Here is a 12,224-nt window from a genome sequence, read left to right as displayed (position 1 = left end):
CCGGCAATGAACCCCCACGAATCCACTCCCGGCCAGCCCGCCGGTTCGCCATTGGGTGTGGCGATGATCGGGTACGCGTTCATGGGCAAGGCCCACTCGAATGCCTGGCGGAATGTTGCCAGCTACTTCGACGTCCCGGCCTTCGAACAGCGCGTGCTGGTCGGACGCGACCCCGACGGGGTGGCCGGGGCCGCAGGGAAGTACGGCTGGGCCGAGTCCGCCACGGACTGGCGCGCGGTGATCGCCCGCGACGACATCCACATCATCGATATCTGCGCGCCGGGCTGGATGCACGCAGAGATCGCCATCGCCGCCCTGGCCGCCGGCAAGCACGTCCTGGTCGAAAAGCCGCTGGCCAACACCCTGGCCGAGGCCGAGGCCATGGCGGAGGCGGCCCGTGCCGCCCAAAGCCAGGGCGTGCAGTCGATGATCGGCTTCAACTACCGCCGGGTCCCGGCCCTGGCGCTGGCCAAGGAACTGATCGCCGAAGGCCGGCTCGGCACGGTCCGGCACGTCCGTGCCGCATACCTGCAGGACTGGCTCGTGGACCCGGACTCGCCCATGACCTGGCGGCTGAACAAGGAAACCGCCGGGTCCGGGGCGCTGGGCGACATCGCCTCGCACGCGATCGACCAGGTGCTGTTCCTCCTCGGAGACCAGGTCACTGAGGTTTCTGGCCGGCTGCACACCTTCACCTCCCAGCGCCCCGGCGCTGCCGGGCTGGAGGACGTGACGGTCGACGACGCCGCCTGGGCCACGCTGACCCTCGCCTCCGGGGCCATCGCCTCGGTGGAGGTCTCCCGGGTGGCCACCGGGCAGAAGAACTCGCTCAAGCTGGAGATCTACGGCGACAAGGGAGCCCTGCTGTTCGATCTGGAGGACCTGAACGAGCTCGGCTTCCTCGACGCTACGCTGCCGGTCCGCGAGCAGGGCTTCCGCCGGATCCTGGTCAACGAACCCGAGCACCCCTACGTTGATGCGTGGTGGCCGCAGGGCCACGTGCTCGGCTGGGAGCACACGTTCACGCACGAGATCCGCGACTTCCTGGCCGCGGTGGGCACCGGAACCGAGCCCTCGCCGTCGTTCGAGGACGGCCTGACCGTCCAGCGGATCCTCGCCGCCGTGGAAGAGAGCGCCGCGGCCAAGAGCTCGCTCATCCAGCTCACACCGTCCACCCCTGCCACCCAGACCCCAGCCACCCAGACCCCTGCCGAAGGACCCTGACATGCCCCGCCCGTACACCCTGTTCACCGGCCAGTGGGCCGATCTGCCCTTCGAGGAAGTCGCCAAGTTGGCTTCCGGTTGGGGTTACGACGGCCTGGAAATCGCCGTGTCCGGCGACCACCTCGACGCCTGGCGCTGGGACGAGCCCGGCTACGTCGAGTCCAAGCTCGCCGTACTGGAGAAGTACAACCTCAAGGTCTGGGCCATCTCCAACCATCTCAAGGGCCAGGCGGTGTGCGATGACCCGATCGATTTCCGGCACGAGGCGATCGTCGGGGCCAAGGTCTGGGGCGACGGGGACCCCGAAGGCGTCCGCACCCGCGCCGCCGAGGAAATGAAACACACCGCCCGGCTCGCCAAGGCCCTCGGCGTGGACACCGTGGTCGGCTTCACCGGCTCCTCCATCTGGCAGTACGTCGCCATGTTCCCGCCCGTCCCGGAGAAGGTCATCGAGGCCGGCTACCAGGACTTCGCCGACCGCTGGAACCCCATCCTGGACGTCTTCGACGAAAACGGCGTCCGCTTCGCCCACGAGGTCCACCCCTCCGAGATCGCCTACGACTACTGGACCACCGTCCGGACGCTCGAGGCGATCGGCCACCGCGAAGCGTTCGGGCTGAACTGGGACCCGTCCCACTTCATGTGGCAGGGCATCGACCCGGTCTCCTTCATCTGGGACTTCAAGGACCGGATCTACCACGTGGACTGCAAGGACACCAAGCTCCGGCCCACCGGCCGGAACACCGTCATGGGCTCGCACCTGCCCTGGGGCGACCCGCGCCGCGGCTGGGACTTCGTCTCCGCAGGACGCGGCGACGTGCCCTGGGAATCGTCCTTCCGCGCCCTGACCGCGATCGGCTACGACGGCCCCATCAGCATCGAATGGGAAGACGCCGGCATGGACCGGCTCCACGGCGCCCCCGAAGCCCTCGCCGCGCTCAAGAAGTTCGACTTCCCGGCCTCGAACACCTCCTTCGACGCCGCCTTCAAACAGTAGGGACTAGTTCATGTCAGGCATTGAAACGCCCGACGGCGGCGACGGGTGCTGGTAGACCACCGTCCCTCGGGCGGTATCGGCGGGTTCTTCGGCAACGGATTGGCGAGCTTCTCGGCGGTGCCCTTCGCGATCGACGTCGCCGTCGACGCGGACGGCCGTCCGGCCGGGCTGGTTGCGGATGACCCCGCAACGTCCGTGGAACCCGTCACGGCGGAAAAGCGTGCCCGCCTGAAGCACGCCGCCGACGTCGAGGACTTCCTCAACGTGTGGCGCTGGGACGACTGGAACGAGCTGCGCATCCGCTGCGTCGGGGCCCTGCCCGTCATCACCACCTGGGTCAACGGTCTCAAGATCGCCGAACTGGACACCGCTACGCTGGAGTCGCCGAACTACAACCCGGCGGATGTCCTGGGTGTTCTCGGAGAGCGCGGGCACATCGCCTTGGAAGTCCACGACAACGACTCCATGTTCGGCGAGGCCCGCTGGGGCAAGGGCGCGCAGTGTCGGTGGCGGAACATCCGGATCAAGGAGCTCTGAGCATGCTGCGCACCCTTCAGCCCGGCCAGCGCTGCGAGGTCTGGATAGCTTCCGTCACAGGCGAATCCGAACTCGTCTACAGCACCGACGAGTTCCTCCTCGAAGCGCCCAACTGGACCCTTGACGGCTCGGCCCTCATCCTCAACGGGGACGGGAAGCTGTGGCGGTTTGAGTTGCCCGGCCGGACCATCAGCCAGGTTCCGCTGACCGGCATCCCGACCTCAACAACGACCATGTCCTGGCGCCCGACGGCACCGGCATCTTCCTCTCGGCGAACGACGGCCACATCTACCGGGCAGCTTTGAGTGGGGGCACCGCAGAGCGGATCACCGACGACGACGGCTCCTTCCACTTCCTGCACGGCGTCAGCCCGAACGGCCGGGAACTGGCCTATGTGGGGATCGAGGCCGGCGACTTTACGCAGCCGGGCCGCCTCAGGACCATACCGTCCGACGGCGGCGCTACCGCCGGCGTCGATGTCGGTCCCGGCCATTGCGACGGACCGGAATACTCGCCCGACGGCAAGTGGCTCTACCTGAACACGGAGTCCTTCAGCGCTCTTCCCGGCCACGCCCAGCTTGCCCGCGTGCAGGTTGATGGGAGCGGTTTCGAGCGCCTCGTTGAGAGCGAAACCGTCGACTGGTTCCCCCATCTCTCTCCTGACGGACAGCTGGCAAGTTACATCCGGTTCCCCGCCGGGACGCTGGGCCACCCCGCGGACCTGCCGGTCGACGTCGTGCTTGTCTCCACCGGCGACTGGAGCACACCGCTGCACTCCTGGCCGCTGTTCGGCGGGCAGGGAACGCTCAACGTTAACAGCTGGTCCCCGGACTCGGCGCGCTTCGCGTACGTCGCCTACCCTCTCGCCAACACCGACACACCAAAGGACCAAGCACGTGACTAATCAACCAACCGGCACCTCTGACGGAACGATCCGCTGGGGAATCCTCGGCACCGGCTTCATCGCCGGGCTGCAAACGCAGGACCTGAACGAGAACGGTTTCACCGTCCAGGCAGTAGGTTCCCGGTCGCTGGCTTCGAGCAAGGCGTTCGCTGAAGAGTACGGTGTGGCAACCGCGCACGGCAGCTATGAGGACTTGGTGGCCGACCCGGACGTTGACGTGGTCTACATCGCCACGCCGCACCCGTTCCACCACGCCAATGCCTTGTTGGCGTTGAATGCCGGCAAGCATGTGCTGGTGGAGAAGTCGTTCACCATGAACGCCCGTGAAGCGCAGGACATTGTTGACTCCGCGGAATCCAAAGGGCTCGTGGCGCTGGAAGCCATGTGGTCGCGGTTCCTCCCGCACATGATCCGCCTCCGCGCCATCATCGAGGAAGGCACCATCGGCGAGGTCCGGAAGGTGGTCGCCAGCCACAACCAGAGCCTGCCCAAGGACCCTGCCCACCGGCTGAACGATCCTGCACTGGGCGGCGGAGCGCTGCTGGACCTCGGCATCTACCCGGTCTCCTTTGCGTTCGACATCCTGGGCACCCCGGAGACCATTCGCGCCAGTGCGTCCACGACCGCTACCGGCGTAGACCGGCAAACTGCAGCCATCTTTGAATATGTTGGCGGTCAGCAGGCCATTGTGGACTGCGAACTGGACGCCGCCAGCGCCAACCGGGCCATGGTCATCGGGACCGACGGGTGGATCGATATCGAATCCACTTGGTACAACCCCACGCCCTTCACAGTCCATGCCGCGGATGGCAGCGTTGTTGAACGCTTTGAGCAGCCTGTCAACAGCCGAGGCATGCAGTACCAGGCCGCCGAACTGGAACGACTGGTCAGGGAAGGCGTAACCGGCGGCACCATCCTTCCGCCCCGCGAAAGCGTGGCCGTCATGGCCGCCATGGATGAGATCCGACGCCAGATCGGCCTCTCCTACGACGCCGACGCCGCACCCGAAGGGACCCCGTGACTGACACGGCAACAACCCGGCTCGCCGAACTGCTGCAGCACGAGGACGAGCTCGGTCTTCCCCGCCTTTGACCACCACGACGTCTGGCGCCTCCGCTCGCTCATCGCCTCCCGGGCCATGGCCGCGGCCCATCCTGTGGCCATCGACATCCGGCGGCACAACCTGGTTCTCTTCCGCTGTGTCCTGCCCGGAGCCACCGCCGACCAGGAGGAATGGATCCGCCACAAGGCGGCCACGACGCTCCGCTTTGAACGCAGCACGGACCTGCTCGCCGAGGAGTTCGCGTCCAAGGACTACGACCCCACGCAGGGCGGGTGGCTGGCCCCGGCGGACTACACGCTGGCAGGCGGTTCCTACCCCGTCAGGGTTCGGAACGCCGGCGTCGTCGCCGCCGTGACGGTATCCGGGCTATCCTCCGACGACGACCACCGGCTCGTGATCGAGTCCATCAGGGACTACCTCACCACAGAGGCCGTTTAGGAGTGCGGGGACGGGCTAGGGTTTTAGCCATGACGCACCAGATCCGGACAGCAACCGCGGACGACGCCGGCAGGCTGGCTGCCCTCGCGGCCGTCACCTTCCCGCTGGCCTGCCCGCCCGAATCCCGGCCAGAGGACATCGCCGCACACGTGGCCAACACCTTGAGCGAGACCAACTTCCGGGCCTATCTGGACGATCCCGCTGTAACGATTCTGGTGATTGACGCCGGCGGCGACCTCCGCGGCTACAGCCTGCTGGTGGCCCGCCCCACCGGGGACCCGGACGTGGCCGCGGTCCTGAGCGAACTGCCGTGCACCGAGCTCAGCAAGTGCTACGTCCACCCGGACCACCACGGACTCGGCGCCGCCGCCGAACTGATGCACGCCAGTATCGGCTCGGCGGCGGAGGCCGGGGCCCGCGGACTCTGGCTCGGCGTGAACAGCCAGAACTCCCGGGCCATCCGGTTCTACGAGAAGTCCGGCTTCCGCAAGGTCGGCACCAAGTCCTTCCAGCTGGGCACCACCGTGGAACACGACTTCGTGATGGAGCGCCGGGTGGCACCGTGAACGTGAGAGGCAGTGACCGTGAGAGGCAGTGACGAAGCCGACAGGCCGCCGGGGAATGGACCCTGCACTGCCGGGGTTGTTGCCGACATGAAGATTGAGATCTGGTCCGACGTCGCCTGTCCCTGGTGCTACATCGGCAAACGCCGTTTCGAAACCGCCCTCGCGGCCTTCCCGCACCGCGATTCCGTGGAGGTGCAGTGGCGCAGCTACCAGCTGGACCCCACACTCCCGGATCACCACGACGGCACCGAACTGGACTACCTGAGCACACGCAAGGGCCTGGCGCCGGCGCAGGTCTCGCAGATGTTCGAGCACGTGGCGGCCCAGGCCAAGGGCGAGGGGCTGAACTACCGGTTCGACGCCGTCGTGGTGGCCAACAGCTTCACGGCCCACCGGCTGATCCACCTCGCCGCCGCCCACGGCCAGCAGGACACCGCGAAGGAACGCCTGCTCAGCGACCACTTCGAACACGGCAAGGACATCGGCAGCCAGGACTACCTGACCGCCCTGGGCCTGGATCTCGGGCTCGACGCCGGCGAGCTGGCGGAACTGTTCAGCACCGACAGCTACGCCGACGCCGTCCGGCACGACATCGCCGAGGCCCGCGCCCTGGGCATCAGCGGCGTCCCGTTCTTCGTGATCGACCGGAAGTTCGGGCTCTCCGGCGCCCAGCCCGCGGAAACCTTCACCGCGGCCCTCGAGCAGGCCTGGCAGGACAGCCACCCGCTGGTCATGGTGGGTGCCGCGGAGGCGGCGGAGGCCGGCGGCCCGGACGGTGCCGCGGATGCGAGCGCCTGCGGCCCCGACGGCTGCCCCGTCTAAGCCCCGCCGCCTGAGCCCGCTGCCGTCGAATTCGCCGGAAACGTCCGAGTTCGCCGGAAGTTCCCGACGATCCCGCAGGTTTCCGGCGAACTCGCGGCCCTCATAGAGTTCCCGGCCTAGAGTGAATCATGGACACATCGGCCGGCCCGGGCGGACGCCGGACTTCCCTGTTTACCGACCACTATGAGCTGACGATGTTCCAAGCGGCTCTGCAGTCCGGGACGGCACACCGCCGGTCCGTCTTCCAGGCCTTTGCGCGCGGGCTGCCGGCCGGGCGCCGGTACGGGATCGTGGCGGGCACCGGCCGGCTCCTGGAGGGAATCGCGGATTTCCGCTTCGACTCGGACGACCTCGATTTCCTCGCCGGCACCGGTGTTGTCCATGAGGCCACGCTGGAGCAACTTGCCGCCTTCCGGTTCTCCGGCGACATCTGGGGCTATCCGGAGGGCGAGGCGTATTTCCCGCACTCCCCCGTCCTGGTCATCGAATCGACCTTCGCGGAGGCCTGCGTCCTGGAGACCTACGTCCTGTCGGTGCTGAACCATGACAGCGCCGTCGCCTCGGCCGCGTCCCGGATGATCAGCGCCGCCGGCGGCAGGCCCTGCCTGGAGATGGGGTCCCGCCGCACGCACGAGGAAGCGGCCACAGCGGCGGCGCGCGCGGCCGTGATCGCAGGCTTCGCCGGGACGTCCAACCTGGCAGCCGGGCGGCGTTACGGCCTCCGGACTGTCGGCACGGCGGCCCACTCCTTCACCCTGCTCCATGACTCCGAGCGGGACGCCTTCGCGGCGCAGCTGGCCTCGCTGGGGCCCGGAACCACGCTGCTCGTGGACACGTACGACGTCGAAACGGCGGTCCGTACCGCCGTCGGCCTCGCCGGAAACAACCTCGGAGCCGTCCGGCTGGACTCCGGAGACCTCGTGGCCCAGGCGCGCTGGGTCCGCGAGCTCCTGGACAGTCTGGGCAATTTGCACACCAGGATTGTGGTTACCTCGGACCTGGACGAATTCTCCGTCGCCGCGCTCCGGGCTGCCCCGGCCGATTCCTACGGCATCGGCACGGCGCTGGTCACCGGTTCGGGGGCGCCGACAGCCGGCATGGTGTACAAACTGGTGGGCCGCGCCGATGAGTCCGGCGAGCTCATTGCCGTGGCGAAGACGTCCCAGGACAAGATCAACATGGGCGGGCGCAAGTTCGCGGTGCGCCGCCTGAATGACCGCGGCGTCGCCACCCACGAGGTCCTCGGCGTGGGCCACCCGCCGGCCGACGGCCGCAAAGGGCGCCCCCTCCTGCAGCAGTTCATGAAGGACGGTGAAATCCTGCCCGGCTGGACCGGGCCGGCCGCGGTGGCGCGGGCGCGGGAGCGTCACACGGCGTCCATGGCTGAGCTGCCCCGCGTGGTGGACCGGCTGCAACCCGGCGAGCCGGCCATCCCCACCATCTACGAGTAGGGCTGCAGACGAAAAACGGGCGGCCGCGATGGACTCGCGACCGCCCGTTCTTCGTCTGGTGGGACTTGTACCGGGTGACATCTGGGCTCAGCGCACCGACTTCCGCTCGTAGATCGCCATCGACCAGGCGTACCCGGCGACCGCGATCACGATGCACCATCCGATCGCGAGGGCCGGGCTCCAGCCGAGCGGGGTGCCGAGCAGCAGCCCGCGGATGGTCTCAACGAACGGCGTGAACGGCTGGTACTGCGCGAACCACTGCAGCCACTCCGGCATCGACTCGGTCGGCACGAACCCGCTGCCGAGAAAGGGGAGGAAGGTCAGCAGGAGGGGCCAATTGCTGGCTGTCTCCACCGACTTCGCCTGCATGCCCATGGCGACCCCGAGCCAGTTGATCGCGTACGCGATGAGCACGAGCAGGCCGGCGGCGGCGATCCACTCGATCAGCCCGGCCGTCGGGCGGAAGCCGATCAGCAACCCGACGCCGAGCACCAGCGCGACGGCGATGATCGCCTGGATGGTGTTGCCGAGCACGTGCCCGGCGAGCACCGCCGCCCGCGAGATCGCCATGGTACGGAACCGTGCCGTGATGCCCTCGGTCATGTCCATCGCGACCGTCGTCGCGGTGCCGCCGGCGCTGCCGGCGATGGTCAGCAGCAGGATGCCCGGCATGATGTACGCGACATAGGCGTCCCGGCCGCCGGCCGGATCCGCACCGGGCAGGCCGGCCCCGAGCGTGCCGCCGAACACGAACACGAAGAACAGCAGGAGCACCACCGGCCCCATGATGGTGAACACCGACAGGCCCGGGTAGCGCACCATATGCAGCAGGTTGCGGTGCAGCATGGTCACAGAGTCCGCGACGACGTGCGAGCGTCGGCTGGTGCCGGGGGCGGCCTGGCGCTGGGCGGTGATGGTGGTCATGACTCGGTTCCCTTCGTGTCGACCCGGCCGGTGAGCGCGAAGAACACGTCATCGAGGTCCGGGGTGTGGATGCTGAGGTCCTCGACCTCGACGTCGGCCGCATCGAGGCGGTCCAGCACGGTCCGCAGCGCGCCCACCCCGCCGTCGCTCGGCACGGCGAGCGCGAGCCCGGCGTCGTCGCGGGCGGACCCGTCGAGGAGCCGCGAGGCGGCGTCGAGCGCCGCGGCGTCCGCGAACCGGAGCCGGATGTGCCCGCCGGGCACCAGGCGTTTGAGTTCGTCGGGCGTCCCATCGGCGACGATGCGGCCGCCGTCGAGCACGGCGATGCGGTCCGCGAGTTCGTCCGCTTCGTCGAGGTACTGGGTGGTGAGCAGGACGGTGGTGCCGTCCGCGACGAGGCTGCGCACGATGTCCCACATGGTGTGGCGGCTGCGCGGGTCCAGGCCCGTGGTCGGCTCGTCGAGGAAGATCACGCTCGGTGTGGCGACGAGCGTCATCGCGAGGTCGAGGCGGCGCTGCATCCCGCCGGAGTAGGTGGCGAGCGGCTTGCGGGCGGCGTCCACGAGGTCGAACTGCTCGAACAACTCGGCCACCCGGGTCTTGGAGCGCTTCGACCCGAGGTGGCGCAGCCGCGCCATCAGCAGCAGGTTCTCCTCGCCGGTGAGGAGCTTGTCCACCGCGGAGAACTGGCCGGTGAGGCCGATCGCGGCGCGCACGCCGCCGTGGTCGTTCACGACGTCGAACCCGTTGACCAATGCCGTGCCGCCGTCGGGCCGCACGAGCGTGGACAGGATGTGCACGGTGGTGGTTTTGCCGGCGCCGTTCGGGCCGAGCAGCGCGGTGACGGTACCCGCGTTGACGGTGAGGTCGACGGCGTCGAGCACGACTTTTCCGCCGTAGGACTTCCGCAGTCCGTGGACTTCGATTGCTGGCGTGTTCATGTGGTTCGTTCCCTTCCGTTGGATGCGCGAATTCACCGCGCGCGCTGGATGTGGATGTTGCCGTGCTGGGTGCGCGCACGCACTTCGACGGTCTGCATGGACGCGTCGGGAGCGCTGTCGCCGGCGAGCTCGTTGCGCACGTGCCCCTCTTTCGAGGACAGGTCGAGCCAGGCGGGGACGCCGGGCCGTACGCCGATGGTGACCTGGCCGAAGCCGCTCTCGACCTGGATAGACCCACTCGAGACCTCTTCCAGCTGGATGCTTCCGTACGCGGTCTTCGCCGCGACGGACGCGAGCGCCTTCGTGATTTCGAGGTCGCCGTAGGAGAGCTTCGCGTCGAGGTCGCCGCCGGACTCACCGACCATGATGGTGCCATGCGACGCCTTGAGGATCGCGTCGCCGGTGACCGTGCCGACCCGGATCTGACCGTGGTCGGCCGTGATCTCGATCCCGCCCTCGGCGGTACCGAGGGTCGCGTTGCCGTGCGAGGCGCGCAGCCACAGGTCGCCGGTGGTGTCGACGTCCACACGACCCATCGAGCTTTTGATGCGGGTTGCGCCGAGGCGTCCGACGGTGCGGAGGCCGCCGACCGCGATTTCGGCGGTGAGCCGCGACCCCGCCGGCAGTTCGACCTTCACGTCGACCGACTCGGTTGGGCCGATCCAGCTGAGGCGGGGCCGTGGGCCCACAATGGTGATCCGCTGGCCGTCAAAATCGACCGTGGTCTGCTCGGCACCTCGGCGGTCGACGGCCTTTTCGGGGTTGGTCGGCGAGACGGTCACGACCGTGTCGGCGCGGTCGCTGGCGAAGACGTCGATCGCGCCGACCTGCAGGTTGATGGCGAGGTCGATCGGGGCGGGGGTGTTGTAGGTGGGCATGCTGAAGCTACCTCTCTTTGCGCGTGTTCGTACCACCCCGCGGGTCGGCGTGGTTCGTGAGTGGTGACTGGTGAAGGTGGAGGGCTGAGCGGGTTAGCGCGCCCAGCCGGCGAAGTTGTCGCCGGTGTGCAGCGCGCGCTTCGCTGATCGTCGTTGCTTAGGTTGGACAGCGGCCGCAATCGCACGGACCAGCCACGTGTTGACGGACAGGCCGTCTGCCGCCGCCGCCTCGTCCACCCGCGCCTTGAGGGCGTCCGGCAGGCGGAGCGTGGTGCGCGAGGTGCTCACGTCGTTGAGGTCGACGGTTGCAGCGGGCCCCTCGTCGTTGTCAGGCTCGCCGTTCGGCTGGGTAACTACGAACTCGACGTCGCGTCCGCGCAGCCGCATGTCAACCGATCCGGGGGCGAGGTCGCGGGTGATCTCGCCGGCCGCGGCCGACAGGACGTCGAGCAGCACGAGCCGCGTCGCTGCATCGAGCCCGGCGGCGAGCCGCTCGGCGACGGCGCGGGTGTCCTCCGTGCCGTTCTCCGCGGCATCCACGAGCTGGCGTTGTAGGTCGATGACGTATTGTCCGAGTTCCATGTCACCATAGTGACACCACGGTGGTGTCACGTCAAGCAATTGTGGTGTCACCGGTTGGGAAACGTGCGTCTCGGGCGTGCGAAGAGCCCGGTTGCAGGGGTGCCGGTGTCCATGCGGGCGGGGTAAGAATGGGGAGATGAGATCCGCGTTGATACGAAATCGGTCCAACGGCCGCCGCCTGCTGGTTCGGGACCCCGGTCCCGCCGTCGGCGCTTGGCTGGTGCTGCGGTGAGCACGTTCGTGCTGATACCGGGAGCTGGCGGCGCAGCCTGGTACTGGAGCCGCGTCATTCCTTTGCTTCAGCAGGCCGGCCATGAGGCTCTGGCGGTCGATCTGCCCGGCGACGATGACAGCGCCGGGCTGCCCGAGTACGCCCGCCTGGTTCTCGAAGCCATCGGCGGGCGCCCCGACGTGGTCCTCGTTGCCCAGTCGCTGGGTGGCTTCACCGCCCCGCTCGTGTGCGAAAGGGCTTCCGTCGGAGGCCTCGTCCTAGTGAATGCGATGATCCCCATACCGGGCGAGACCCCCGGCGCATGGTGGGACAACACCGGCTGGGCCGCAGCGCGGCAAAGCGCGGCGAAGGCCCATGGGTACAGCACCGAGTTCGACACGGAAACATACTTCCTGCACGACGTTCCAGCGGAAGTGGCAGCCGAAGGGGAACCGTATCAACGCCCCGAAGCAAACGCGGTCTTCGAATCGGTATGCGACTTTACGGACTGGCCCGGGATTCCCACCCGCGTACTTGCCGGGGAGACAGACCGGTTTTTTCCACTGGATTTCCAGCACCGGATCGCCCGCGAGCGCCTCGGCATAGAGCCCGACGTCATGCCCGGCGGCCACCTCCTCGCCCTGGCCGACCCCGACGGCGTGGCCAATTACCTGCTGCGCCGCTGA

At 68.3% G+C, this 12,224-nt stretch carries 13 protein-coding genes and 1 pseudogene; 10 read left to right on the top strand and 4 right to left on the bottom strand.

From position 1 onward, the window contains the following. Positions 1–6: 6 nt before the first annotated feature. The 9 genes and pseudogenes from ACFVTM_RS03385 (at position 7) to ACFVTM_RS03345 (ending at position 8,002) form a co-directional block, all read left to right on the top strand. The gene (locus ACFVTM_RS03385) at positions 7–1,224 is read left to right on the top strand and encodes a Gfo/Idh/MocA family protein (protein WP_390201943.1); all 1,218 of its coding nucleotides are present in this window, start codon (positions 7–9) and stop codon (positions 1,222–1,224) included. Between the two features lies 1 nt (position 1,225). Beyond that, entirely contained in the window at positions 1,226–2,221 is a 996-nt protein-coding gene (locus tag ACFVTM_RS03380) for a sugar phosphate isomerase/epimerase family protein (protein ID WP_390201942.1), read from the top strand. Positions 2,222–2,266: 45 nt separating this feature from the next. Further along, complete coding sequence (locus ACFVTM_RS03375; protein WP_390201941.1) at positions 2,267–2,758, top strand: family 16 glycoside hydrolase; 492 nt, start codon at positions 2,267–2,269, stop codon at positions 2,756–2,758. A 2-nt stretch (positions 2,759–2,760) separates the two neighbouring features. Next, positions 2,761–3,662: pseudogene (locus ACFVTM_RS03370) on the top strand (TolB family protein). Then, positions 3,655–4,683, top strand: a complete 1,029-nt coding sequence (locus ACFVTM_RS03365) for a Gfo/Idh/MocA family protein (protein ID WP_390201940.1) — start codon at positions 3,655–3,657, stop codon at positions 4,681–4,683. Before ACFVTM_RS03370 ends, ACFVTM_RS03365 begins: the two are co-directional and overlap by 8 nt. Positions 4,684–4,800: 117 nt before the next feature. Beyond that, positions 4,801–5,163, top strand: a complete 363-nt coding sequence (locus ACFVTM_RS03360; protein WP_390201939.1) for a heme-binding protein — start codon at positions 4,801–4,803, stop codon at positions 5,161–5,163. Positions 5,164–5,192: 29 nt separating this feature from the next. Then, entirely contained in the window at positions 5,193–5,729 is a 537-nt protein-coding gene (locus ACFVTM_RS03355; RefSeq protein ID WP_390201938.1) for a GNAT family N-acetyltransferase, read from the top strand. 87 nt (positions 5,730–5,816) lie between these two features. After that, positions 5,817–6,551, top strand: a complete 735-nt coding sequence (locus tag ACFVTM_RS03350) for a DsbA family oxidoreductase (protein ID WP_390201937.1) — start codon at positions 5,817–5,819, stop codon at positions 6,549–6,551. 128 nt (positions 6,552–6,679) lie between these two features. Then, a complete protein-coding gene (locus ACFVTM_RS03345) occupies positions 6,680–8,002 on the top strand; it encodes a nicotinate phosphoribosyltransferase (protein WP_390201936.1) in 1,323 nt (440 codons plus the stop codon). Between the two features lie 87 nt (positions 8,003–8,089). On the opposite strand, the gene ACFVTM_RS03340 is transcribed toward ACFVTM_RS03345, so the two are convergent. Genes ACFVTM_RS03340 through ACFVTM_RS03325 form a run of 4 tightly spaced genes read right to left on the bottom strand, consistent with a single transcriptional unit; the run spans position 8,090 to position 11,327 of the window. Continuing rightward, positions 8,090–8,926: an ABC transporter permease gene (locus ACFVTM_RS03340; RefSeq protein WP_390201935.1), complete on the bottom strand. Its 837-nt coding sequence runs from the start codon at positions 8,924–8,926 to the stop codon at positions 8,090–8,092. Further along, positions 8,923–9,867 (bottom strand): ATP-binding cassette domain-containing protein, encoded by a 945-nt coding sequence (locus ACFVTM_RS03335; protein WP_390201934.1) that lies wholly within the window; start codon positions 9,865–9,867, stop codon positions 8,923–8,925. The genes ACFVTM_RS03340 and ACFVTM_RS03335 overlap by 4 nt, the downstream gene beginning before the upstream one ends. Before the next feature lie 32 nt (positions 9,868–9,899). Beyond that, a complete protein-coding gene (locus ACFVTM_RS03330) occupies positions 9,900–10,781 on the bottom strand; it encodes a DUF4097 domain-containing protein (protein ID WP_390201933.1) in 882 nt (293 codons plus the stop codon). A 57-nt stretch (positions 10,782–10,838) separates the two neighbouring features. Next, a complete protein-coding gene (locus ACFVTM_RS03325) occupies positions 10,839–11,327 on the bottom strand; it encodes a toxin-antitoxin system HicB family antitoxin (RefSeq protein ID WP_390201932.1) in 489 nt (162 codons plus the stop codon). 228 nt (positions 11,328–11,555) lie between these two features. On the opposite strand from ACFVTM_RS03325, the gene ACFVTM_RS03320 reads away from it, so the two are divergent. Then, the gene (locus ACFVTM_RS03320; protein ID WP_390201931.1) at positions 11,556–12,224 is read left to right on the top strand and encodes an alpha/beta fold hydrolase; all 669 of its coding nucleotides are present in this window, start codon (positions 11,556–11,558) and stop codon (positions 12,222–12,224) included.

Source organism: Arthrobacter sp. NPDC058130, from assembly GCF_042884475.1.
GTDB lineage: Bacteria > Actinomycetota > Actinomycetes > Actinomycetales > Micrococcaceae > Arthrobacter.
The sequence above is the reverse complement of the archived record's forward strand: the minus strand, read 5'-3'. Positions and strand labels throughout refer to the sequence as shown.